This is a genomic window from Clostridium sp., from assembly GCF_022482905.1.
Classification (GTDB): Bacteria; Bacillota; Clostridia; order Clostridiales; family Clostridiaceae; genus Clostridium_B.
Genome location: NZ_JAKVOI010000001.1, coordinates 542,779 through 568,413 on the forward strand (window position 1 = coordinate 542,779; position 25,635 = coordinate 568,413).

Annotated in this window: 24 protein-coding genes and 1 riboswitch; of the genes, 19 read left to right on the plus strand and 5 right to left on the minus strand. The window is 35.1% G+C overall.

All coding sequences use genetic code 11. From position 1 onward, the window contains the following. Positions 1-94: 94 nt before the first annotated feature. A riboswitch (SAM riboswitch) is annotated at positions 95-204 on the plus strand. Between the two features lie 125 nt (positions 205-329). From cysC to LKE46_RS02935, 5 genes are read left to right on the plus strand one after another with little or no spacing between them, the layout of a single operon-like run. Further along, positions 330-923 carry an adenylyl-sulfate kinase gene (gene cysC / locus LKE46_RS02915; RefSeq protein WP_434735187.1) on the plus strand — a complete coding sequence of 198 codons (594 nt, stop codon included), beginning with the start codon at positions 330-332 and terminating at the stop codon, positions 921-923. 10 nt (positions 924-933) lie between these two features. Then, positions 934-2,625 carry an adenylyl-sulfate reductase subunit alpha gene (locus LKE46_RS02920; RefSeq protein ID WP_291718287.1) on the plus strand — a complete coding sequence of 564 codons (1,692 nt, stop codon included), beginning with the start codon at positions 934-936 and terminating at the stop codon, positions 2,623-2,625. Beyond that, positions 2,609-2,923 (plus strand): 4Fe-4S dicluster domain-containing protein, encoded by a 315-nt coding sequence (locus LKE46_RS02925; protein ID WP_291718288.1) that lies wholly within the window; start codon positions 2,609-2,611, stop codon positions 2,921-2,923. Before LKE46_RS02920 ends, LKE46_RS02925 begins: the two co-directional genes overlap by 17 nt. A gap of 23 nt (positions 2,924-2,946) precedes the next feature. Beyond that, positions 2,947-3,747, plus strand: coding sequence for a sulfate adenylyltransferase subunit CysD (gene cysD / locus LKE46_RS02930; protein ID WP_291718290.1), 801 nt, complete (start codon positions 2,947-2,949; stop codon positions 3,745-3,747). Positions 3,748-3,801: 54 nt separating this feature from the next. Further along, positions 3,802-5,634: a GTP-binding protein gene (locus LKE46_RS02935; RefSeq protein ID WP_291718292.1), complete on the plus strand. Its 1,833-nt coding sequence runs from the start codon at positions 3,802-3,804 to the stop codon at positions 5,632-5,634. 39 nt (positions 5,635-5,673) lie between these two features. Here the strand turns inward: LKE46_RS02935 and LKE46_RS02940 are convergent, their stop codons facing one another. Further along, a complete protein-coding gene (locus LKE46_RS02940; RefSeq protein WP_291718294.1) occupies positions 5,674-5,844 on the minus strand; it encodes a Spo0E family sporulation regulatory protein-aspartic acid phosphatase in 171 nt (56 codons plus the stop codon). A gap of 231 nt (positions 5,845-6,075) precedes the next feature. Between LKE46_RS02940 and LKE46_RS02945 the strand changes: the two genes are divergently transcribed. Then, entirely contained in the window at positions 6,076-6,423 is a 348-nt protein-coding gene (locus LKE46_RS02945) for a helix-turn-helix domain-containing protein (RefSeq protein WP_434735206.1), read from the plus strand. Positions 6,424-6,470: 47 nt separating this feature from the next. On the opposite strand, the gene LKE46_RS02950 is transcribed toward LKE46_RS02945, so the two are convergent. Further along, on the minus strand, positions 6,471-7,061 hold the full coding sequence (locus LKE46_RS02950) for a DsbA family oxidoreductase (RefSeq protein WP_291718298.1): 591 nt from the start codon (positions 7,059-7,061) through the stop codon (positions 6,471-6,473). Positions 7,062-7,261: 200 nt separating this feature from the next. Between LKE46_RS02950 and LKE46_RS02955 the strand changes: the two genes are divergently transcribed. The 3 genes from LKE46_RS02955 to LKE46_RS02965 all read left to right on the plus strand — a co-directional run bounded on the left by LKE46_RS02955 (position 7,262) and on the right by LKE46_RS02965 (position 11,477). After that, the gene (locus LKE46_RS02955; protein WP_291718299.1) at positions 7,262-9,304 is read left to right on the plus strand and encodes a methyl-accepting chemotaxis protein; all 2,043 of its coding nucleotides are present in this window, start codon (positions 7,262-7,264) and stop codon (positions 9,302-9,304) included. Between the two features lie 75 nt (positions 9,305-9,379). Continuing rightward, positions 9,380-10,282, plus strand: a complete 903-nt coding sequence (locus LKE46_RS02960) for a M15 family metallopeptidase (protein WP_291718301.1) — start codon at positions 9,380-9,382, stop codon at positions 10,280-10,282. A gap of 79 nt (positions 10,283-10,361) precedes the next feature. Continuing rightward, complete coding sequence (locus tag LKE46_RS02965; RefSeq protein WP_291718303.1) at positions 10,362-11,477, plus strand: amidase domain-containing protein; 1,116 nt, start codon at positions 10,362-10,364, stop codon at positions 11,475-11,477. Between the two features lie 84 nt (positions 11,478-11,561). Here the strand turns inward: LKE46_RS02965 and ytfJ are convergent, their stop codons facing one another. Further along, positions 11,562-11,996, minus strand: coding sequence for a GerW family sporulation protein (gene ytfJ, locus LKE46_RS02970; RefSeq protein WP_291718305.1), 435 nt, complete (start codon positions 11,994-11,996; stop codon positions 11,562-11,564). Positions 11,997-12,030: 34 nt separating this feature from the next. Then, positions 12,031-12,573: a DUF2953 domain-containing protein gene (locus LKE46_RS02975; protein ID WP_291718307.1), complete on the minus strand. Its 543-nt coding sequence runs from the start codon at positions 12,571-12,573 to the stop codon at positions 12,031-12,033. 203 nt (positions 12,574-12,776) lie between these two features. Here LKE46_RS02975 and LKE46_RS02980 point away from each other — a divergent pair, with 203 nt between their 5' ends. Beyond that, entirely contained in the window at positions 12,777-13,883 is a 1,107-nt protein-coding gene (locus LKE46_RS02980; protein ID WP_291718309.1) for a D-alanyl-D-alanine carboxypeptidase family protein, read from the plus strand. A 79-nt stretch (positions 13,884-13,962) separates the two neighbouring features. On the opposite strand, the gene LKE46_RS02985 is transcribed toward LKE46_RS02980, so the two are convergent. Continuing rightward, entirely contained in the window at positions 13,963-14,448 is a 486-nt protein-coding gene (locus tag LKE46_RS02985; RefSeq protein ID WP_291718311.1) for a hypothetical protein, read from the minus strand. Between the two features lie 267 nt (positions 14,449-14,715). On the opposite strand from LKE46_RS02985, the gene LKE46_RS02990 reads away from it, so the two are divergent. From LKE46_RS02990 to rsxC, 9 genes are all read left to right on the plus strand, one after another. Further along, positions 14,716-15,138, plus strand: coding sequence for a MaoC family dehydratase (locus LKE46_RS02990; protein WP_291718313.1), 423 nt, complete (start codon positions 14,716-14,718; stop codon positions 15,136-15,138). A gap of 183 nt (positions 15,139-15,321) precedes the next feature. Further along, the gene (locus tag LKE46_RS02995; RefSeq protein ID WP_291718315.1) at positions 15,322-17,040 is read left to right on the plus strand and encodes a sigma 54-interacting transcriptional regulator; all 1,719 of its coding nucleotides are present in this window, start codon (positions 15,322-15,324) and stop codon (positions 17,038-17,040) included. A gap of 236 nt (positions 17,041-17,276) precedes the next feature. Next, positions 17,277-18,869 (plus strand): acyl CoA:acetate/3-ketoacid CoA transferase, encoded by a 1,593-nt coding sequence (locus LKE46_RS03000; RefSeq protein ID WP_291718317.1) that lies wholly within the window; start codon positions 17,277-17,279, stop codon positions 18,867-18,869. Positions 18,870-18,916: 47 nt separating this feature from the next. After that, positions 18,917-20,056 carry an acyl-CoA dehydrogenase gene (locus tag LKE46_RS03005; protein WP_291718319.1) on the plus strand — a complete coding sequence of 380 codons (1,140 nt, stop codon included), beginning with the start codon at positions 18,917-18,919 and terminating at the stop codon, positions 20,054-20,056. 12 nt (positions 20,057-20,068) lie between these two features. Beyond that, a complete protein-coding gene (locus tag LKE46_RS03010) occupies positions 20,069-20,848 on the plus strand; it encodes an electron transfer flavoprotein subunit beta/FixA family protein (protein WP_291718321.1) in 780 nt (259 codons plus the stop codon). A 16-nt stretch (positions 20,849-20,864) separates the two neighbouring features. Continuing rightward, on the plus strand, positions 20,865-21,869 hold the full coding sequence (locus LKE46_RS03015; protein ID WP_291718323.1) for an electron transfer flavoprotein subunit alpha/FixB family protein: 1,005 nt from the start codon (positions 20,865-20,867) through the stop codon (positions 21,867-21,869). Between the two features lie 38 nt (positions 21,870-21,907). Next, the gene (locus LKE46_RS03020) at positions 21,908-23,302 is read left to right on the plus strand and encodes a GntP family permease (protein WP_291718325.1); all 1,395 of its coding nucleotides are present in this window, start codon (positions 21,908-21,910) and stop codon (positions 23,300-23,302) included. 482 nt (positions 23,303-23,784) lie between these two features. Beyond that, on the plus strand, positions 23,785-24,198 hold the full coding sequence (locus tag LKE46_RS03025; RefSeq protein ID WP_291718326.1) for a SoxR reducing system RseC family protein: 414 nt from the start codon (positions 23,785-23,787) through the stop codon (positions 24,196-24,198). A 107-nt stretch (positions 24,199-24,305) separates the two neighbouring features. Then, complete coding sequence (gene rsxC / locus LKE46_RS03030; protein WP_291725538.1) at positions 24,306-25,628, plus strand: electron transport complex subunit RsxC; 1,323 nt, start codon at positions 24,306-24,308, stop codon at positions 25,626-25,628. The last annotated feature ends 7 nt before the right edge of the window (positions 25,629-25,635 follow it).

The following is a 25,635-nucleotide window of genomic DNA, read 5'->3' on the forward strand; positions in this document are numbered from 1 at the left end:
AATATTAGACTGATTCGCTGCTTCTTGACAAAATACAACTAAGAAAGTATAATAAAGTCCAATAACAGAGTGAGATTGAGGAAAACCGAATATGTTCTTATCAAGAGAGGTGGAGGGACTGGCCCAATGAAACCCGACAACCGGCGTTCTCATGTGAATGCATCGGTGTTAATTCCTACGGAATAATTTTCTGAGAGATAAGAAAAGTGGCAGGATGTTAATATGACCATTTTTCTTACAAAAGAAAAATGGTCATGATTTTTATGCTTAAAATTAGTATTATGTAATTCTATCTTGCTAAAGTACAATAAATTGGTGGAGGGATTTTATTGGATAAAAAGTCAACTAATGTAGTCTGGCATAAAACTTTTGTAAATAGAGAGCTTAGAGAGAAACTTCTAAATCAAAAGGGAGTGCTGATATGGTTTACAGGATTTTCAGGTTCGGGAAAATCAACTATAGCTTCTCAATTGGAGGCTGAATTATATAATATGGGTAAGCTTACCTATATGCTGGATGGGGATAATATAAGGTATGGATTGAACTCCAATCTTGGATTCACCAAGGAAGACAGATCCGAAAACATAAGAAGAATATCCGAGGTATGCAAGTTGTTTGTAGATGCTGGAATCATAACAATTGCAACATTTGTATCACCGTTTAAATGTGACAGGGACAGGGTTAGAAATACACTTGGCAAGGATTTTATAGAAGTGTATGTAGATTGTCCGATTGAAGTTTGCGAGGGAAGGGATCCAAAAGGAATATATAAAAAAGCCAGAAATGGAGAAATAAAAAATTTTACAGGTATAGATTCACCTTATGAAGTGCCGGAAAATCCTGAAATTATTTTATCTACCGGTGAGATAAGCGTAGATCAATGTGTCGACAAAATATTAGGTTATTTGTTTGATAAAAGATAGGAGTGGTTGGATGAGACTTGTACCTGAAAAACTGGCGGCTGATATTTTAATAATTGGAGGTGGTACTGCGGGATGCTTTGCAGCACTTAGGGCGGCAAAAATGTCTCCAGGAACAAGCGTGTTGATTGCGGAAAAGGCAAATATAAAAAGAAGCGGATGTCTTGCAGCAGGAATTAATGCCCTTAATGCATATATAAATGACGGTGAAACACCGGAGAGTTTTGTAGAATATGTAAAAAGAGAATTCAATGATGTTATAAGAGAGGATCTAGTATACACTATAGCAAAAAAACTCAATGATGTTACTTGGGAGATTGAGAAAATGGGACTGCCCATCCTTAAGGACTCAAAGGGGAAGTATGTAAAGAGAGGCAAAAGAAGTGTAAAGATAAATGGAGAGAATATAAAACCTATACTTGCATCCGCAGTTCAATGCCAGAGAAATATAGAAGTATTGAATGGGGTAAATGTAATAGATTATATAAAGAAAGAGGGCAGAATTATAGGAGCCTATGCATTTTCCATATTTGAAGAAAAATTTTATACGATTTATGCAAAAGCTGTCATTTGCGCAGCAGGTGGGGCATCAGGCCTGTATAAGCCTAATAATCCAGGCTTTTCCAAGCACAAGATGTGGTATTCTCCCTTCAATACAGGTTCAGGCTATGCTATGGGAATAAGAGCAGGTGCTGAGATGACCAGTTTTGAAATGAGATTCATTGCTCTAAGATGTAAGGACACTATAGCACCTACAGGAACTATCGCTCAGGGAGTAGGAGCAGTTCAGGTAAATGCCAGGGGTGTGGAGTATGTTGAAAATTATGGCAGGCCAACAACTATAAACAGGCTTTATGCTACGGTGATGGAAAATAAAAAAGGAAATGGTCCATGTTTTTTAATGACCAAAGATATTACCAAAATGGAAGAAAGTAATTTGATCAAGGCTTATTTAAATATGGCACCGTCCCAGGCACTTAGATGGATAGACAGCAGCAAAATGCCATCTGAAGAAAATGTTGAGATTGAAGGAACTGAGCCTTATATCGTAGGTGGACATGCTGCTAGTGGATACTGGGTGGATACAAAGAGAGCATCTACCTTGAAAGGACTTTATTGTGCAGGAGATGTAAGCGGAGGAAGTCCAAAAAAATATGCAACTGGATGCTTTGCAGAAGGAGAAATATCGGCTGATTCTGCACTGGAATATATTAAAAATACAAATATAGATTACCAGGATGACAAATGTACAAAAGCAAAATTAAATGAAGTCAATGCATTTTTCAATAATGAAAGAGGATTATATAGTATTGATCAGGTAGAAGAAGCCATGCAGAAGGTAATGGATGAATACGCAGGAGGTATATCGCAAAATTATAGCTATAATTCCCGAAAGCTTGGTATAGCTCAAAGTAGAATAGATGAATTGTTTGAAATCAGCAGGAATCTAAAAGCAGATGATTGCCATGAGCTCCTTTTTATATATGAATTTATTGACAGGCTTTATGTATGCAAAGTTCTTATAGAGCATTTGAAGGCAAGACATGAAACACGGTGGAAGTGTTATGAAGAAAATGCAGATTTTCCCGAAAGAGATGACAGCGAATGGATTAAATATGTCAATTCAGTATATAAGGATGGAAAAGTAAATATTATATTCAGGGATATAGTGAAGAAGGAGAGTATATATGAGCATAAGAATTGACGGGAATAGATGCATAGGATGCTTCAAATGTATTTCAGTATGTCCTGGAAGTCTGATATACAGTGATGACAACAATAAAGCATATATAAAATATGAAAGAAACTGCTGGGGATGTACTGCATGTATAAAGGAGTGCCCAAGAGGGGCAATCAGATATTATCTGGGTGCCGATATAGGAGGAAGAGGTTCATTTCTGTATACAGGACAAAATGGTGATGAACTTAACTGGTATATAGAAGATAAAGGCAATAATAAAATTGTTTTAGTTACAAATAGAACACAATCAAATAAATATTAATATTGATAGGAGGAAGATCATAAATGGATCATTTAGACAGACTGGAAGCTGAGAGTATATATATATTCAGGGAGGCATATAAAAAGCTTGGAAAACTTGGAATGCTGTGGTCAATAGGAAAGGACTCCACGGTTATGCTTTGGCTTGCACAAAAGGCATTTTTTGGAAACTGCCCATTTCCGCTCATACATGTGGATACTACCTTCAAGATGCCTGAGATGATAGAATTCAGGGACAGTATAGCAAAGAAGTATAACTTGAATCTCATAGTTCACACAAATACAAAGGCACTGCAGGAAGGAATGGGACCTGAAAAAGGAAGACTTGTATGCTGTAAGGCATTGAAGACTGACGGATTACAGCAGGTAGTGGATAAATACAAGTTTGAAGGCCTTATAGTTGGCATAAGGAGAGATGAAGAAGGATCTCGTTCAAAAGAAAGAGTATTCAGTGAAAGAAATTCAGAATCAAAATGGGACTATACGGATCAGCCGCCGGAACTGTGGGATCAGTTTAAAACTGATTTTAAAAAGGGAAATCATATAAGAGTACATCCGATTATAAACTGGACAGAACTTGATATATGGGAATATATAAGAAGAGAAAACATTCCCGTAGTCAGTCTGTATTTTGCAAAGGATGGGAAAAGGTACAGGAGTCTTGGATGTGGTCCCTGCACTAATCCGATTGATTCAAATGCTGCTACACTGGATGATATAATAGAGGAACTTAAAAACACCAATGAAACTGAAAGATCAGGAAGAGCCCAGGACAAGGCTGATGCACACGCTCTTGAGAAACTCAGAAAAGATGGATATATGTAAATATCATATGTTGTGCAATATACAATTCGTAATTATAGAAAGGATTTAGATCAAATGGCAAAAGATAGAGAAAATTTGAATATAGTGGTTGTTGGACATGTAGATCATGGCAAGTCAACTTTAATAGGAAGACTACTCTACGATACAGGTTCGCTTCCAAACGGTGAAATTGAAAAAGTAAAGAGGATATCCGAGGAAAACGGAAAAAAGTTTGAATATGCCTACCTGCTTGATGCTTTTGAAGAGGAGCAGAAGCAGGGTATAACAATAGATATAACCATGCTGCAGTTCTTTACAAAAAAAAGAGATTATGTAATTATAGATGCCCCGGGACATAAGGAGTTTTTGAAGAATATGATATCTGGTGCGGCCAGTGCCGAGGCTGCCATTTTAGTCATAGATGCAAAAGAGGGAGTGCAGGAACAGTCGAAGAGGCATGGCTATATATTGTCACTTTTAGGTATTAAAAAGGTATTTGTGGCAATAAATAAAATGGATTTAGTGGATTATTCAGAGGAGAGATTTAATGAGGTTGAAAGGGAATTCAATGAATTCTTGAACAATATAAATATATATCCAGAAAGATATATACCAATTTCAGCTTCCAAGGGAGATAATGTAGCAAATAAATCAGATAGGATGCCCTGGTATAATGGAGAAAATATTCTTGAGAGCATGGACAGCATAGAAAAAGACAAAGGTATAGAGGAAAAAGAACTTAGATTTCCTATTCAGGATGTATATAAATTTGACAGTAGAAGAATTATAGCCGGTAGAATTGAATCCGGTACACTTAGAAACGGTGATGAAATTGTAATCTATCCTTCTGGCAAGACTACAAAGGTAAAATCTATTGAAGCATGGCAGGATAAAGATAGAAGGGACGTTGTGACAGCTGGAATGTCAGTTGGAATTACAGTTGAAGATGAATTCTACAATAAAAGAGGAGAATTTATATGTCACAAGGATCACCCTGTTACTGTGGGAAATGTTTTTAATGCCAATGTTTTCTGGCTTGGAGAAAATAACCTTGTAAAAGATAAAACCTATAAGCTGAAGATTGAAACTCAGGAAGAGGAATTCAATATAATATCTATAAACAAGATAATTGATGCTTCCACATTGAACAGCAGCAGTGAACGTAATTTCATAAAGAAAAATGATGTCGCTGAAGTGACTATAAAAACTAAAAAGCCGATTTGCTTTGACAAGTTCAGTGAACTTCAGTCTACAGGAAGATTTGTAATAGTAGATGGTTATGATATAAGCGGTGGAGGAATTGTTTCGGCAGTTGAAGATTCACTTAAGAGAGAGATAAAGGATATCAGAAGCAAAAATATATCTATAAGAAAAAGGCTTGTATCAAGAAAAGATAGAGAAAAAAATATGGGACAAAAAGGTAAAGTTATATGGCTTACCGGACTGCCAGGATGCGGGAAAAATGAAATAGCCGTTAAACTTGAGAAAAAAATAATGGATCTTGGTAAAAAAGTATACTATATTGATTCATCTCATCTGAGATTTGGACTCAGTTCGGATCTGGCATTTGAACCGGATGATGCACATGAACAGACAAGAAGAATTGCAGAAGTAGCGAATTTGTTTGCAGATAGCGGAATGATAACCATAGTAACATCTGTAAGCAGGTTCAGGTCAGACAGGCAGTATGCAAAAGATATAATAGGAGAAAAAAATTATATTGAAATATTTGTAGATGCGGATAATGATATATGTAAGAAGAGGAATCCTTCTGTATTTAAGGAAGACAGTGAGTCTGTATTTAAATATGAAAGGGCTGATTATCCAGTTATAACCCTTTATATAGATAAAGCTGAGTTTAATTCAGATAAAAAGGTTGAAGATATAGTAGACATTCTTGAATATTGATAAATTTTGATTTAATAAGCAGTTATGTGATATAACTGCTTATTTTGGATTATCAGTCTCTATGGATTTTTCCTTTAAATTTTCACGATAAAATTTAAGTATTACTTCATCCAGCTCTTTACTTGATTTGAGTATCTCACTGTAATCGGCATTCTTGGAAATCAACATGTGTAAATAATCTCTTAATTTATAAATTTCTTCACTATTCATAAAAACACTCCATTTAGTTATAAGTATACTTCTACAATCTTAATGCCTGTATATCAATAATTACAATTTTACACAATATATATGCTTTTTGCAATTATTAATTATCTGCAAACAGCTTATTTATGTAATTGAGTGTTATGTATAAAGTTATCTTAATAGGGTTAAGACAGGAGTGAACGCAAATTGACAAATAAACCGCTAGATATTGACAAAAGAGCCATAGGCTGGAGAATGCGCAAGGAAAGGGAGGCACTGAAGCTTACAAGAGAAAAATTTGCCGAAATCATAGATCTTTCTGCGTTGTATGTTGGACAACTTGAAAGAGGAGAGAGACAGATGAGTCTTTCAACTTTAGTAAAAATAGCTAACTCCCTTCATATTACAACTGATTATTTAATATACGGCAGAAGTTCCAATATAAACGGCAGAAATTTTATTAATGAGGGCAAAGAAAAATACATTAACTTTATGGATGAAAATTGTGAAGATAATTTATATTTTTTGTTGAAGAAATGTTCCCAAAAAGAACTGAAATTGATAGAAAATCTTATAAAACTCATCCTGCCATATATAAGATAATATAAGATGATGTGGAATAATATTGCCACATCATCTTTTTAAATTAATTAACCATTAATTGCAGTTTTGAGATCATCCAGTTTGACTTCACCTTCAAGAATTTTTTCTCCTATAACATAGGTCGGTATCAAATTTATAGAAATATTTTTATCATAAGAATATTTTAGTGCTTTTTCGTGAAGTTCAATATATCTTTTATATTTTAAAGCATCCCTGAATTTATGTCTGTCCAAACCTATATCTGCTGCAATGTTTTCCAATACGTCTTTGTCGCCTATATTTTTACCTTCCTGAAAAAATGCTGAAAAAACTTTTTCGATATATTGTGTTTCTAAATTCATTTCTTTTGCATACTGCATACCATAAAAGGCTATAGTAGTATGTGGATATGGGGAAATATCGGGGAATTTAATGAAAATTCCGAGTTCCTCTGCAGATGGGAGGATAATCTCTTTTATGGATTTGAATTTTTCAATGTCTTTAACTGGATCAAGTGTATCTTCTGAACCCGGACTCAGTTCATAGGGATGCCATATTATTTTTGCATTGGTATTTTGTACGGCATTTTCTAATTTGTATATTCCCAGAAAAGAAAAAGGACATACGAAATCAAAAAAAATGTGGACTTTTTTTACCATATTTGCATATCACCTCCAGTATAATAGCTGTTGAGATTAATTATAATTATAGCGCCTGCTAAAGTCAATAATATTTTAGGGAAGTTACAGCCAATCGTAGAGGCTTACTTAATATTCGACAATGAAATGGTTAATTTTTAAAGTTTTTAAACGATAACATAAATATAGACTTAATAACTATTATAGGGGGCTGGATTAAAATGAGCATAAAAAGGAAAATACCAATATTTATAGGGGCACTTGTTTTAGTGACAATGATAGTTGCATCTACACTGGTATACTGTCAGACATCATCTAAATTATACAATAACAGCAAAATTGAAATGCAATCGTTAACAAGAAGCTATACTGGTACTTTGGAAGACACCATAGACAAAGAAAAAGTTAAAGTTGAAGGTATGTCAAATAAAAAATCAGTTTATGACCTTCTCAATTTAAGGGAAAATTCATATAACTCACAGCCGTATAAAAAATCAGTGCAGGCAGTTAGTTCTGAATTAGTACAGTACGTTAAAGAACAAGGAAATCTCGAACATGCTTTTATTGTGGATAAAACCGGGACTATAATAGCTGACAGCGACAGCCATCTCATAAATACAAATATAAGTGATAGGGAGTACAACAGTGAAACTTTGAAAGACAAGGATATAATAAGTGAGACAATGACTTCCAAATCTACAGGAGCACAGATAATAATATTTACAAATCCGGTTAGACTAAATGGTAAAACATGTGGATATTTTGCTACGGCAGTTATCGCAAAAAGTTTTTCAAATCCATTCAAAAATCTTACTGTAACCGGTACAGAGGGCAGTTATGCTTATTTGGTGGATGAAAATGGTAATATGATATTTCATCCTGAAAGCAATAAAATAGGCAAGCCGATAGAAAATAATACTGTAAAAACATTTATAAATAATATAAAAAATGCAAATGAGACAAAATTAAGCTATATCGACTATGAATACAATGGGAAAGATAAAATGGCCTACTTCAATTTTATACCAAATGTAAGGTGGACATTTGTACTTTCAGCAGATAGGGATGCTGTAATTTCAGGTGCAAGAAAGGTAACATTTATAATTGTAGCAATGATGTTTTTACTGGCACTAGCTGCTATAATAGTAGGATTTATTCTATCTAAAAAAATAACCGGACCTATGGGAGAAATTACAAAAATAATTGATAGAACTTCAAAGCTGGATTTAAGTGAAATATATGAATCCGATAAATATAGACATCTGCTAAATCACAAAGATGAGATAGGAGATATGTATAGGGCTATAGTATCCATGAGATCTGTTCTTAGAAAATCCGTAAATTCACTCATGCTGGTTTCAGAAAAAATCAACAATAATGCAGCGTTTTTGAACAACTTGACAGTGGAAGTAAAAGAATATCTGGATGAAACACTGGAGCAGACTGAAAATATATCTGCAGGGATGCAGGAAAATTCGGCTACATCAGAGGAAATTGCCGCATCTTCAGGAGAGATGGGTAATGCTGTAAATGAAATGGCCAATAGGGCAGAGGAAGGATCAAAAACTTCTGAGAATATAGAAAAGAGAGCGGAAAGTCTTAAACAATCTTCAAGTAATTCGCAGAACCAGGCAAATAATATCTATGCCTGTATAAAGTCCGACTTGGAAGAGGCAATTCAGGGAAGTAAATCCGTAAATAAAATAAGCCAACTTACTGGGGCAATAATTGATATAACAGAGCAGACAAATTTACTGGCTCTGAATGCTTCGATAGAAGCTGCAAGGGCAGGAGAGGCCGGCAGGGGATTTGCCATAGTTGCGGAAGAGGTAAAAGAGCTTGCCAAACAATCTGGAGAAACAGCCAGCAACATAAAGAACATAGTAGCTATAGTTGAAAAATCTGTAAGTCAGCTGGTGGAAAGTTCAAACAGTGTGTTGGGATTTATTGAAAATACAGTTATTAAAGATTATGATAAATTAAATGATGTAGCAGTTCAATACAGTAAAGATTCCCAAACAGTAAATAACTTCATGATTGATTTCAGCGCTGTATCCGAGGAATTGAATGCATCTATTGAGGGCATAGTAAAGGCAATAAATGAAATGGCCAAGACAGTAAGTGACGGTGCAGGAAAAATACAGCATATATCTGAAAAAAGCAACGACATATCACAAAAAATTGAAGATATAGATTCAGCAGCACTTGAAAACAGGAATAGTGCAAATGTACTTAAAGATATAATTAAAAAATTCAATTTATAAGTTGATTACTCCCGTGTATAAATTTTCTCTTATTAAGAAAAGATATAAGGGAAAATTTAAACGGGGTGATGATTTATGAAAAAGATAGCATTTATACTTGCATTTATGTTTTTATTTTCCTTTAAGGTAAAAGCAGTAAATGCCAATGAATATAATATTGTGATGAAGCAGGACATACTATGCCTTATGATGGCATATCCTGAGTATATTAAAAACATCGAAAAGGATAATAGAGGAAATGTATATATTATAATGAAATCCGGAAATAAGATTCTATATGATGATAAGAAGGAAAAAAATTTTGATGAAAAATTATTCAACACGGACGTACAGGATATGATGGAACAGAAGTACCCATTGGGTAAAATTAATGGAGTTATGGATAAGAATGTTGATCCAGGCAGATTGAGAGTGTATCCGATTTTAAAGGAATTGTATGGTGATTCCAAAAACGAAGTTGAATCAAATCTCCAAATGGCGGATTTGGGCTACAGGAGATTTCAATTTAATAGAAACAATGGGGCGGCAAGATCTCTTGAAAATGCAGTAAAGGAGATTCTTCCACTTGCTGAGGGAAATTCAAATATTTCAAATTCTCTTTTCCCATGCAGTGGTACTTTCAATTATAGGAACATATCCGGTACAAATATCAGAAGTCCACATTCCTTTGGAATTGCCATAGACCTGGCAAGAGATAGAAGGGATTATTGGAAATGGGTTGATAAATCAGAAGGAAGTGCCAGAATAAAGGCCTATCCCCAAGAAATTGTGAATGCGTTTGAAAAAAATAATTTTGTATGGGGTGGAAAATGGAGCCATTTTGATACATTGCATTTTGAATACAGGCCTGAAATAATATTCAAGGCAAGATATTTTGGAAAAACAAATAATTCAGGTGATAAATGGTATTCAGGAAGTCCATGTGAAAACAGTAAGATTAAAGATTATATTCAAAAAATTGATGCCGTGCTTGGGTAGAATTTACAGAGTGAATTTATTTCTAATTGGAGATAATATCTTTATCAGTCAAATAAATTGTTGAGGTAGGGATAGTGCCATGAAATTTCATGTGATAAAGATAAATTTCCAATTTATAAATATATGTATTATAGTATTTTTATTTCTAAATTTAGTCTCATATACGGCAGAGACCATGGAATCTCATGAAATGTACAATGGAGATGAGATAAAAACTCAAATACAGAAAATATTTGTTGACAGAAACAAGGCTATACTGAATGGAAATCTAAAATTGGTAGAAGGTATTTATGATAAAAACACCAAATATGGTACATGGGCTTATGAATATGAAGAAAAAAAGATGAAGTACATTAAAAACTGGGAGGAAAAGCAGGGAATAAAATTTATAGATATAACACCTAAAATTGTAATAAGAAGAATACGTGAAAAAAGCGACGGCAAACTCTCAGTAAACTTGATATGCTCTACACAATATAGATATTGTTATAATGATAATCCAGGGGAAATAAATATGTTCAGAATTGGGACTTCTCATGTACTGAATATTGTCAGAAAAGATAATCAGTGGATTATAACAAAAGAGTGGTATAAGGATCCATTTGCGGATTCCCTTAAAATAAGTAACTTGAAAGTGGATTCAATAAAACAATATATACTGTCACAAAAGCCTAAAGATATATCGTCATTGAATCAGAGAAGAAAATCCGCAGTTGAATATGCAGATAGATATTGTGGATTGGCTGCTGAAGAAAAGTATGGATATAGTTATAATAAGAAATATAGAAATTATAATTTTAAGGGTGGAGATTGTGCTAATTTTGCATCCCAAATACTATTTGAGGGAGGAAAATTCAGAAAAAACTCTGCATGGAGTTATGATAAAAAGGGGGCAACAAGAGCTTGGCTGAATGCTGATGGATTTAAGGATTACATGGTATATAGCGGAAGGGCGTCAGTTATAGCACATGGAAGCTATGAAAAGATATATAAGTTATCCTACAAACTTTTACCCGGTGATTTTGTAGCCTACGAAAAAAAAGGTGACGTAACTCACATTTCCATGGTAACGGGGCTTGATTCTAAAGGATACCCACTAGTTACATGCCATAACACGGACAGGGATAAAGTACCCTGGGATCTTGGATGGAATGACAAGAATATAAAATTCTGGCTTATACGGGTAAATTATTAAAATACAATAAAAAGGAAATTTAATATGGAGGAAAGATTCTCTATATTAAATTTCCTTTTATAATATGTTTTGGAGGCGAATGATTTAAATACCAGATGCAAAATCGTCAGAACCATCATCTGTTTTAGATTTATTCCTGCTTTTTTTCGAACATACAATTTCTTTTATGAATTCCATTATCTGAGGAACAGAATCTACTATTTTATCATAGGTATTATGTTGATCTAATGATAAAAGTCTGATTGAATCCCCCTTTGTAACTAAAAAAGCTACAGGTTTGACTGTTACACCAGCTCCTGAACCTCCGCCAAATGGATAATTTGATTTTGATTCGTCATTTTTGCTTGTATCAAATTCACTTCCACCTGAAGCGAAACCAAAAGATACCTTTGAAATTGGAACTACCAGTGAGCCGTTCTTTGACTCTACGGCATCTCCTACTATGGTGTTTACATCTATCATGTCTTTAAGATTTTCCATGGTGCTCTTTAATAAATTTTCTATAGGATGACCATCCATTAAAATCACTTCCTTATGAATTTTGAATTGAAATCTATATTTTACTAGGTGTAGATTTTGAACTTTTAAATCCTGAATTTTCTACAGCTAGAAATATAATTATATATATAATTTTTACAACACTTATGTAAATTATACTAGTGGTTTCTATTTTAAAGTAATTTTTATTGAAATATGGAGTTATAACAACCTGATTCTTTTCTATTTTGAATAATCCGGAAACAAGAACAAACAAAATTGGTGTTAACGAATGCAGCATCCCATATAAGATGGCCGTATCAGCCGCATCATCAAGGCCATATAAAATATTTATCTTTATGTCAATTCTAAATTTTGACCTTGAATTTAGAAGATATTCAATAATCGATTTGATTTTTTTTATAGTATAGGATAAATTCCTGGTTGATTTATTTGATCTCAACCTGAATTTTTTCTTGTTTGAAGTAAATTTATTTAGTATGTCTATGTTAAAAAAATTTATATAGATTTTTTTATTTTCATAGGTGAAGCGAATTTTCAAGGGTATAGGAATAAACAGCGCTGCAATTACAGATATCATAACAAGAAAAACAAACATTATAGTTTATGATTACAATCAAAATTTACAAAACAGAAGGTAATCAGTTCCTCCTTTTAAAGCATATTATTTTATACTAATAATTATGGACCGAATTAGAAAATATATACTCGCATGGCAATAATTTAAGGGTTAATTTGAGCGTTTTAGTAAAAAATATTAACGAGACAATATTATTTATATATCAATTAGGAGGAACTGGAATGAGTAAAAACTTAAAAAAGTATTTCAGATTGATATTGATATCTCTTATAATAGTTGATATTTGCAATATTAGTGCATTTGCACAAAGTAAAGACTATGCAGACAGCCTGAACGTGGATGCAAGGTGTGCAGTTGCAATAGACTCCGAATCAAAAATAGTCCTGTTTGAAAAAAATGCCTACGAACTTGTGCCTATGGCAAGTACTACAAAGATGATGACTTCATTGGTTGCACTGAAATATGGCGATTTAGATAGAGAAATAGAAATATCAAAGAGAGCTTCAGGTATAAGAGGATCCACTGTAGGATACCGGCAGGGTGAAAAAATAAAATTAAAAGAGTTGATATGTGGGCTTATGACTCGTTCCGGTAATGATGCAGCCATAGCTATTGCAGAGGGGATAAGTGGAAATGTAGAGGAATTTGTAAAACTCATGAATGAATATGCCAGTGAAATAGGGGTTTTAAACACACATTTTCAATCTCCTCACGGACTTGACAAGGATGAGCACTACTCTACTGCATATGATTTGGCTGTTATTGCGAGCAAGGCAAAGGAAAATAAGGTGTTCAATGATATTGTAAGTTCTAAAGATATAGATAATACAGAAAATGGATTTACACGGAGCTATCACAATATAAACAAGATCTTATGGGAAATCCCCGGGGCAAATGGTGTAAAGACAGGATATACGGGGAAAGCAGGTAAATGCCTTGTTACATCCGTCAATATAAAGGGTAATGATGTTATAATAGTAGTTCTGAATTGTCCTGGAAGATGGAAAGAAACTAAAAAAATAGATGAGTATGTAAATCATAAATATGAATTCAAAAAGTTATTTTCCAAAGGCGATACGGCTGTGGAGTTAAATATTAAAGGAAAGAAGCTGAAGCTTGAATATTCAGAGGATATAATAGTACCTGTTGATTCAAGCAGTAAATATACTTTTAAGATTGTAAAACCACAAAAGATAGTTTCAACTATACAAAAAGGAAGTAGCGTAGGCAAAATATGTATATATAAGGGCGGTAAAAAAATTTACAGCAGTCCATTGAAAACCTCAAATACAATCAAGGTGAGAAAAATTTTAAAATTTCCATTTTAAAATGATAGTTTGATATGATTAAAGAAACAGCATAAAAGATAAATTTAGCTGTTTCTTTATTTTTGAGTATAATTTTAAATCAACGGTAATAAAATAAGTTTTGTTTTCGGGAATCTTCTATAATATCAAATCCTTCTGGATAAATATCATCCTCATTCATAGATTCAACTTTGTCAATTAGGTTTTCTAAAAATTTGTGAGAAAATTTGAAGCGATAATCTTCGGATATCTCTTCGTAGACAGTGTATTCTATATGATAAGGTATAGTTTCAACTATGTACATTGGAACAAGATGCGCTATCCGTCTGTTTATAAGAGCATATTGATATATGCTGGCATCTATTATAATTCCATTATAGACATTAAAACAATGTGCAAAATTTTTACTATAGTTGTCATCTATGTGTATAGTCAGCAGACCTCTAACTGCCATTGCATCAATATCCAGAGATTTGCACAGAAAATATATCAGGGAGGATATAATGGGGCCGCTGTTTGATATAGTGTAATTATCCAAGCAATATTTACATAGTTTTCTGAAAAAGTTTTTTGTGTTTTTATCCATAAAATCACCTTTATATGTTGATACTTTATTATAATATAATAATTTCTCATAGTTCAAGGTGTAAATAATATATACATGTAAATTGAATATGCAGGTCCACAAAATGCTTGTATTTGGCAGGGGGGTTATAAATCGTATAATTAATTAACAGCATATCGATTAAAAAGTTCTTTAAAAACAGTGGATTGCTGTATGGCATGGTTGTTGCTTGAATAATATGTGGAAAGGTACTTAAAAGTATTCAATAAAATGAGGGGGTAGTTAATTATGGAGGGTCTGACTATTGATAAAATAAACATAGGAGACAAGGTATCTGTAGAGAAGACTATATCTGAAACTGATGTATACCTTTTTGCCGGGATAACTGGAGATTTAAATCCTGCACATGTAAATCAGGTGAGATCGGAAAATACATTGTTCAAAGGTAGAATTGCACATGGGATATTGGTTTCAGGACTTATTTCTGCATGTCTTGGAATGCATTTGCCGGGGCCCGGAACCATTTATATGGGACAGCAGCTTAGATTTACTGCACCGGTTCATATTGGTGATACAATAAAGGCGGAAGTTGAAGTTATAGATATAAATATTTCTAAAAATAGGATTAAATTAAAAACAACTTGTACAAATCAGCTTGATAAAACTGTTATAGAAGGAGAGGCGCTTGTTATGCCGCCTGTTAATAAGTAACAAATGTATGTTATTTAATATGCCAACCAACTAACTTTATATATATTTTCTGGAAGTCTTTCTACAATATGTATATTATTGTTTAATATAATATATTGTAGGAAGACTTTTTGTATGGATTTATATACTAAAATATATCTTGGTACTTATGATAACAAATAAAACTTTATGGGAGTGAGATATATGTTTTTAAAAGAATGTTTTAAAGCGATAAGTGAAAATGTCAATGAGGGTTTGATAGTAGTAGATAAAGGAGGAAGGCTGATTACAGCTAATACTAGGGCGGAAGAATTGCTATCCATTGATTCTAAAAAAAGTATTGGAAAGCATATAGAAACTATTATTCCAGAAACCAAGTTAAACAGGGTGTTAAAAACCGGGAAAAATGAACTCAACAAAAAATTTTTCACCAATGACAGGGAGTTTATGATCAGCAGAATTGCTATAGTTATTGAAGAAAAAGTATGTGGAGCAGTGGCAATTTTTCAGGATATAACTGACCATAAGAAAATTCAGAAGAAGTTGGCAGATAATGAAATATATATAAATGTAATAAATACTATAATAAATACGCTTAACGAATGTATAGTTTTAGTAGATGAGAATGGTATTATAACTATGATGAGCGAGGCATACAAAGAGTTTCTTGGTTGCACTTCCGATCCTGAAGGAAAAAATGTAAGCGATGTAATAGAAAACACCAAGCTGCATGAGGTTGTAAAAAGTGGAAATGTAAAGATAGGAGATATTCAAAAAATAAATGGCAATAGGATGATTGCAGCACGTGTTCCAATTAAGGAGGATGGAAAGATTGTGGGAGCTGTAGGTAAAGTGATATTCAAGGATATTGGGGATTTTTATACTTTGAGCAAAAAATTGAATAGTCTAGAAAAAGAAATTGAAACATACAAAAATGAACTTGGAAAAGAGAGAAAAGCAAGATATTCAATTGAAAATATTATAGGTAATTCTCCTAAAATACGTGAAGTAAAATCGTTTGCATTAAAAGTAGCGAAAACTGATTCAAATGTACTTATAACAGGTGAAAGTGGTACTGGCAAGGAGCTCTTTGCCCATGGAATTCATAATGCCAGTGGAAGGTATCTAGGGCCTTTTGTAGAGATAAATTGTGCAGCTATTCCATCTGAATTGTTTGAATCTGAATTGTTTGGATATGAGGAAGGAGCTTTTACTGGAGCTAAGAAAGGAGGTAAAAAGGGAAAATTCGAATTGGCCAATGGAGGAACAATATTTTTGGATGAAATAGGTGATATGCCAATGCATATGCAGGTTAAACTTCTTAGAGTAATTCAGAATAGGGAAATTGAGAGGGTAGGAGGCAATAAAATAGAAGAAATAAATGTAAGAATTATTGCAGCTACAAATAAGAATCTTGAAGACAGCGTAAGAGAAGGAAAATTCAGAGAAGATCTTTATTATAGGCTTAATGTCATGAGAATAGTACTGCCTCCTTTGAGAGAAAGAAAAGAAGATATACCTGTTCTGGCCAACAATTTGAGGATTAAAATAGCAAATAAATTAGGAATATATGTAGAGGGAATATCAAGAGAGGCTATTAAATGTCTTATAAAATATGATTTCCCAGGTAATGTAAGAGAGCTTGAAAATATTATTGAAAGAGCTATTGATCTTCTTGATTCAGATATTATTATAAAAACGGAACACCTTCCGGAGAGACTTACCAATAAAAAAATAAAAAAGTATATAAAATATAATAATTGCAGCAAGCATTTAAAGAGCATAGTATCAGAAGTGGAGAAGGAGGTCATTTTAGAATGCCTAAACAAAACCAACTGGAATAAAAATAGAACAGCCAATATGCTTGGAATAAGCAGGGTTGGATTATATAAAAAGATAGAGGAATACCATCTGAAAAATTGAGTTGATATTTTATAGTAAAGTATATGTACATGTAAGAAAAGTATACATTGGCTGTAATTTAGTGGATGGGATGTTTGTCATGAAAATACAAGAATCAAATGTAAATATAATATACACATTTGATTCTTGTATTTTGCAAACGTTTATATAGAGCCATTCTATATTTTGGCATGCTATTTGCTATAAATAGTACTGCAATTTAATTAATTTATTCATAGAAGGAGGATTGATTCAGCATGAAGTCAAAAGTAATGTCTAGGGACAGGGCTATTGGGTTGATAAAAGATAATTATACTGTTGCAGTAGGAGGCTTCGTAGGGTGTGCATTTCCAGAATATATTATATCAGGAATAGAGGATAGATATTTAAAAGATCATTCACCACACAATTTAACCTTGATGAATGCTGCAGGACAGGGAGATAGTGGCAGCAGAGGTTTGAATCATCTTGGACATGAAGGGCTGGTGAAGAGGGTAGTAGCTGGGCATTGGGCATTGGAGCCCAAAATCCAAAAATTGGCCATTGATAATAAAATAGAAGCCTACAATATACCTCAGGGAGTAATATCACAACTATATAGGGACATTGCTGCAAAAAGGCCGGGAACAATAACTCATGTCGGTCTGCAGACTTTTATAGATCCTAGAATTGAAGGCGGCAAACTCAATGAAGTTACTAAAGAAGATATAGTGAAAATTATAAAAATAGATGGAAGAGAATACTTGTTCTATAAAGCTATACCGATAGATGTCGCAATTTTAAAAGCAACCTATGCGGATGCATTTGGGAATGCAACTTTGGAAAAGGAAGCTGCTGTATTGGATGCAACCGCTATGGCACAAGCAGCTAAAAACTCTGGTGGAATAGTAATTGTTCAGGTCGATAGTGTTGTAGCCGAAGGTTCTCTTGATCCTATGAAAGTCAAAATTCCCGGAATATATGTAGATGCAGTGGTTGTAGCTGATCCTAAAAATCGTATGCAGACATTTGAAGAATATTATAATCCTTCCTATTCAGGTGAAGTTAGGTTTTTATCTGATTCATTGCCGTCCATACCTTTAAATGAAAGAAAAGTTATAGCAAGGAGAGCAGCTATGGAGCTAGTTCCTAATTCAATAACCAATCTTGGAATTGGTATACCTGAAGGTATAGCTGCAGTTGCCAATGAGGAGGGAATTGCAGATGAAATGACTTTGACTATAGAGTCCGGTGGAGTGGGGGGAGTGCCGGCAGGAGGACAAAGCTTTGGGGCATCGACCAATCCCCACAGCATACTTGATCAGGCAAGCCAGTTTGATTTTTATGATGGAGGTGGGCTTGATGTAGCGTTTCTAGGACTGGCACAGTGTGATAAAAGTGGAAATATAAATGTAAGCAAGTTCGGACCAAAGATAGCAGGGTGTGGAGGATTTATAAACATTACGCAAAATTCAAAAAAAGTTGTGTTCTGCGGAACTTTTAAGGCGGGAGGATTGAAAGTAAAAGTAGGAGATGGAAGACTTGATATAGAAAAAGAGGGAAAATTCAATAAATTTCTTGATGCTGTAGAACAGATAACATTCAGTGGAAAATATGCAAGGACTATGGGACAGCAGGCCCTGTATATAACTGAGAGAGCAGTGTTTAGACTGGGCAAGGAAGGACTGGTTCTGGAAGAAATTGCACCGGGAATAGACTTGAAAAATGATGTATTGGCTCATATGAATTTTAAACCGGTAATATCTAAAAAATTAAAAACAATGGATGAAAGAATATTTAAAGAAGGGCTTGTAGGAATAGAAATAGGAAAATCCTCCGGAGAATTTCCCGGGAAAGTGACAACTGCGTGATACAGTTCAAAAAATGTGCAATTAAAAGATATAAGGAGGTAAAATGAATGGATTTTACATTGACTAGGGAACAGGAACTTGTAAAACAAATGGTAAGAGAATTTACAGAAAATGAAGTCAAACCCCTGGCTGCCGAAATAGACGAGACAGAAAGGTTTCCAAGAGAAACAGTAGAAAAGATGGCCAGATACGGCATGATGGGGATACCTTTCCCGGAGGAATATGGCGGGGCAGGTGGAGACACCCTGTCTTATATAATAGCTGTGGAAGAACTTTCCAAGGCCTGCGCCTCAACGGGAGTCATACTCTCGGCACACACATCGCTCTGTGCATCGCTTCTCGAACAGTTCGGCACGGAAGAACAAAAACAGAAATATCTGGTTCCCCTTGCAAAGGGAGAAAAGATAGGTGCATTTGGACTTACAGAACCCAATGCAGGTACGGATGCATCCGGACAGCAGAGCCTGGCTGTACTTGAAGGAGACCATTATATACTGAACGGTCAGAAAATATTCATAACAAACGGTGGAGCTGCAGACATATTCGTGGTATTTGCAATGACTGACAGGAGCAAGGGAAATCATGGCATATCAGCATTCATACTTGAAAAGGGAATGCCGGGTTTTTCAATAGGAAAACTTGAAAACAAAATGGGAATAAGAGCATCATCAACTACGGAGCTGATATTCGAGGACTGTATAGTTCCAAAGGAGAATCTTGTAGGAAGAGAAGGAAAAGGTTTTGGAATAGCAATGAAGACTCTTGATGGAGGAAGAATTGGTATAGCAGCACAGGCACTTGGAATAGCAGAAGGCGCCCTGGAGGAAGCAGTTGAATACATGAAAGAAAGAAAACAGTTTGGAAGATCACTTAGCAAGTTCCAGGGGCTGGCATGGACTGTTGCCGATCTGGATACTGAAATACAGGCTGCAAAATACCTTGTGTACAAGGCAGCATTGAGCAAGGATGCACATGTATCCTATACAGTAGATGCAGCAAGAGCCAAGCTTATGGCAGCAAATGTTGCCATGGAGACTACAGCAAAGGTTGTACAGCTCTTTGGAGGATATGGATATACAAAGGACTATCCAGTAGAGAGAATGATGAGAGATGCAAAGATAACTGAAATATATGAAGGAACCTCGGAAGTACAGAAAATGGTCATTTCAGGAAATATATTTAAATAGGAGGAACGCCTAATGAATATTGTTGTTTGTTTAAAACAGGTACCGGACACAAATGAAGTCAAAATAGATCCAAAGACAGGAACGCTTATAAGAGAAGGTGTTCCTTCGATAATAAATCCAGATGACAAGAATGCACTTGAGGAATCAATTGCAATTAAAGAAAAAACAGGTGGAAAGGTTACAGTAATAAGCATGGGACCACCCCAGGCAGAGTCGGCACTGAGGGAAGCACTTGCAATGGGTGCAGACGAGGCAATACTCATATCTGACAGGGCTTTTGCAGGAGCAGATACCTGCGCCACAGCATATGCACTTTCAGGAGCACTCAGGAAACTGGACTACGATATAATTTTTGCAGGAAGACAGGCAATAGACGGAGATACCGCACAGGTTGGACCTGAAATAGCAGAATTTCTGGGAATACCGCAGATAACTTATGTAGAAAAGGTCGATGTGGATGGAAGTACGGTTACAGTTAGAAAAGCATGGGAAGACGGGTATGAAACAGTGAAAGTCAATACGCCGGTACTGCTTACTGCTATAAAAGAATTGAACAATCCAAGATATATGCATATGAAGAATATATTTAAAATCTTCAACAAGGAAGTAAAAGTGTGGAGCGCTGCCGATCTTGAAGTTGACAGGGAGCGTCTTGGACTTAAAGGTTCTCCTACGAAGGTAAAGAGATCAGCTACAAAAGAAGCAAGAGGGGCAGGAGAGATTGTCAACAAGCCGGTAAAAGAAGCAGCAGCATATGCAATTTCAAAATTAAGAGAAAAGCATGTTATTTAATTGGGGGGGATTCGTAATGAATATAGCAGACTACAAAGGTGTATGGGTATTTGCTGAACAGAGAGACGGTGAACTTCAAAAAGTAGCTCTGGAATTATTGGGAAAAGGAAGAGAACTTGCAGATAAATTAAAGGTTGATCTGACTGCAGTACTTCTCGGAAGCGATATAGATGATGCCGCAGAAGAATTGACTGCGTATGGAGCAGACAAGGTGCTGTATGCAGACAGTCCGCTATTGAAACACTATACTACGGACGGATATACAAAGGTAATTGCAGACCTTGTAGAAGAGAAAAAACCGGAAATAGTACTTATAGGTGCAAGCTTCATTGGAAGAGATCTGGGACCAAGACTGGCAGCCAAACTCGTTACGGGACTTACAGCCGATTGTACCGGACTCGACATAGATGCGGAGACGAACAATCTCATGATGACAAGACCGGCTTTTGGTGGGAATCTTATGGCAACAATAGTTTGCGGGGACCACAGACCGCAGATGTCAACAGTAAGGCCGGGGGTTTTCGATAAACTTGAGAAAGCCGATGTGAAGGCTGACAGGATAGAAAAGGTGAGCGCAGATGTTTCAGAGGACGACATAAGGATAAAGGTACAGGAAGTAGTGAAACTTGCGAAGGATGTAGTGGACATTGGAGAAGCAAAGGTAATTGTATCCGGAGGAAGAGGGCTTGGAAGCAAGGAAGGCTTTGAAGTTCTGAAGGAACTGGCAGATGTGCTTGAGGGAACTGTAGGTGGTTCCAGAGCTGCTATTGACAATGGCTGGATAGACAAGGCATATCAAGTTGGACAAACCGGGAAGACGGTAAGGCCGGCACTCTATATAGCAGTTGGAATATCAGGAGCAATACAGCACCTGGCAGGCATGCAGGACAGTGGATATATTGTGGCTGTAAACAAGGATGAAAATGCTGCAATAATGAAGGTGGCTGACCTTGCCATTGTAGGAGACTATACCAAGGTCATACCTGAACTTGTAACTCAGATTAAAGTTTTGAATGAGTAATTGTTGTTGAATTTAATAAATTGATGGAGGTGTTGTCAATGGGAGTCATAGGGATTATACTGGCTTTAGGATTATTGATATTTATGGCTTATAAAGGATTTTCAGTTATATTCTTTGCACCAATCTTTGCACTGCTTGCTGCATTATTTTCAGGAATGGCACTTTTACCAACTTACACAGAAATATTTTTGCCTAATCTAGGCAGCTATGTAAAGACATATTTTCCATTTTTTCTGCTGGGGGCCGTATTTGGCAAGGCGATGGAGCAATCTGGTGCGGCCAAATCCATTGCCAAAACTATAGTGGAAAAACTTGGAAAAGACAAGGCTATATTTTCTGTAGTGCTGTCAGCTGCAATATTAACTTATGGAGGAGTAAGTCTATTTGTAGTAGCTTTTGCAGTATACCCTTTTGCAGCTTCTATTTTTAAGGAGGCAGATATTCCAAAGAGACTTGTTCCAGCAACTATTGCTTTAGGCGCGTTTTCATTTACTATGGATTCACTTCCTGGTACACCGCAAATTCAGAATACCATACCTATGAAGTTCTTTAATACTGATCTATATGCAGCGCCGATATTTGGAACACTTGGCTCATCAGTACTGCTTATAGGTGGGATATTCTATTTGGAATGGCGCAAGCGATGTGCTCAAGCTGCTGGAGAAGGATATGGAACAAATCATATTAATGAACCTGTAACTGGTGATGAAAAAAATATACCTTCCATGTGGAAAGCACTTATTCCATTGGTGATGGTATTGGTGATAACCTTGATTTTGCAAAAAATAGTTTTCCCAAATTGGGATATAATTTCATGGGTTACTCAAAAACCTTATTCTATTCCTGAAGATGGATTGGTTGGTTCAATGAATAACTGGGCGCTTATAATTGCACTTATAATTGGAACTATCATTGCATTTTGCATTAATCCTTCAAGTATGAAAAACAATATAGCAGCGACAATAAATGCCGGGGCGATAGGTTCACTCCTGGCTGTTATGAATACTGCATCAGAAGTAGGTTTTGGTAATGTTATAAAAACATTACCGGGATTCAGAGTTATAGCTAATGCGTTGATAAATATAAACCCAAATGGAAGCCCGCTTTTATCAGAGGCAGTTAGCGTAAACGTTCTTGCGGGAGTTACGGGTTCGGCCTCAGGCGGTATGAGTATTGCGCTTGATATGTTTGCCAAAAAGTATTTACAATGGGCTGCAGAAACTGGTATATCACCTGAACTGCTTCACAGAGTGGCTTCTATGGCTTCCGGTGGTATGGACACATTACCTCATAATGGTGCAGTTATTACGCTTCTTGGAATTGCAGGCCTGACACATAAACAATCCTATAAGGATATATTTGCTGTAACGTTGTTTAAAGCAGGAACATGTTTCTTGATGATATTTTTACAGGGCATTTTCCATTTTGTATAGATAAGTACTTTGACAAATAGTCTAAGGTAACCTTGAGAGGATATCTTAGACTATTTTTATAAATTCTTAATGGTATATTTAACAATATCGATATAAGGTATTATAACAGACAAACAAATCGATATAGTACAGATAATATGAGATTATCTGGAAAACGTTAGCATACAAATACTTTCCAATATTGTGCACAAAGTATAACAAGATCATTACACAATTTGTTAATAGTTTTGCGGAGTAAATATTTTTATAATTTATATAATTGTTCTAAAAATCGAAGAATTTATATGTACCGAATTGAAAATGAAAGTTAAGATTAAGTTAATTATGGGTATGAAAATATTTTGTCAAAAAATTATTAATACAGAGTAAAAAAATATAATAATACAGAATGACAATTTATCGATTTGTGATATAATTAGAATTGATAAATTAGATATAAGGCTAAATTTGAAAACAATGACTGATTTATGGAGGTAATATAAATGAAAAATGAATCTTCAGGAGTTGTGATTGAAGTAAAAGATGGAATTGCTAAAGTTAGGACTAGCAATCACAGTGACTGTGAAAACTGTGGTGCATGTCCTGGCTCGGCTGCTTCTGTAGTCAATGCAAGAAATCCTGTTGGGGCTAAACCTGGACAACATGTTACATTTGAAATAGAAGAAACAAATATGCTAAAAGCAGCTTTTGTTGTGTATATACTACCCCTTATTGGTATCTTTATCGGTGCTCTTATTGGAACATTGATATATGGGAGAGTTGGTGGTTCACTAAAGGCCTTTCAAATAGGTGGTGCAGTTGTACTATTTGCTTTATCGCTTTTATATGTAAAAATTTTTGATAAATCTGCAGGTAAAAACGATTCTATAAAACCAGTTATTAAAAGCATACTTTAATTTTATCTATAAAACTGTTTTATATTTCTATAATTGAATATAAAAATAATTAATATTTTGTTACAAGGTTTTCCTTGTAACAAAATTTATTGAAAGAGGTGTTAATGTTGATAAAAAGTTTTAAAGGCGGTGTACATCCGGATGGAAGCAAAAAATATACAGCGAATAAATCTATTGAAATAGCACCTATTCCTGATAAAGTATTTATACCCGTCAGACAGCATATTGGAGCTCCAGCATCTCCTGTTGTAAAAAAAGGGGATTTAGTTAAAAAAGGACAGCTGATTGCTCAAAGTGGTGGATTTGTATCGAGCAATATACATGCTTCCATTTCTGGAGAAGTAGTAGATGTAGGCATGTATCCACATCCTGGCTTTGGAATGTGCCAGACGATAGTCATTAAAAGTGATGGAAAAGATGAATGGGTGGAAGGGATTCCGCTATTACGAAAGTTTGAAGATTTAAGTGAAAGTGAAATTATGGATATTATAAAGGAAAACGGTATTGTGGGAATGGGTGGTGCTACATTTCCGACACATGTAAAATTATCACCGCCCAAGGATAAAACTGTAGATACTTTTATCTTGAATGCAGCTGAATGTGAACCATATTTAACTGCAGATCATAGGGCAATGCTGGAATATGATGACAAAATAGTAAGTGGAATAAAAATAGTAATGAAGGTTTTAAAACCTCAAAAATGTTATGTGGGAATAGAGGATAACAAACCAGATGCCATAGAACATATGAAAAAAGCATTTTCAGGCACAGATGTCGAAGTGGTGGGTCTTCCTACCAAGTATCCTCAGGGGGCTGAAAAAATGCTCATAAAAGTTCTGACTGGAAAAGAGGTTCCATCAGGTGGACTTCCTGTAGATGTAGGAGTGGTAGTACAAAATGTGGGAACAGTTATAGCTATAAGTGATGCTGTTGAAAGAGGAATTCCATTGATTCAGAGAATAACAACTGTAACTGGTAGAGCTGTAAAAGAACCCAAAAATCTTCTGCTTAGAATAGGTACAACCTTTAGGGACGTTATTGAATTCTGTGGAGGATTTTCAGAAGATCCTGCAAAATTAATAATGGGTGGACCTATGATGGGAGCTGCCCAGTCGAATCTTGACATTCCTGTAATAAAGGGAACTTCAGGAATACTCGCATTGACTAGAAGTGATATCAACAATGGTACACAATCTCCCTGCATTAGATGCGGACGATGCATAGAAGCCTGTCCAATGGGCCTCAATCCAAGTATGCTGAGTATACTTGGTGAAAATGATTTATACAGGGAAGCCAAGGAAGATTATAATCTTTTGGATTGTGTCGAATGTGGAAGTTGTGTATATACTTGCCCGGCCAAGAGAAATATTGTTCAATACATTAAATATTCCAAGGCTAAGAATGCAGCTGAAGCTAAAGCTGCTAAATGATGGAAGA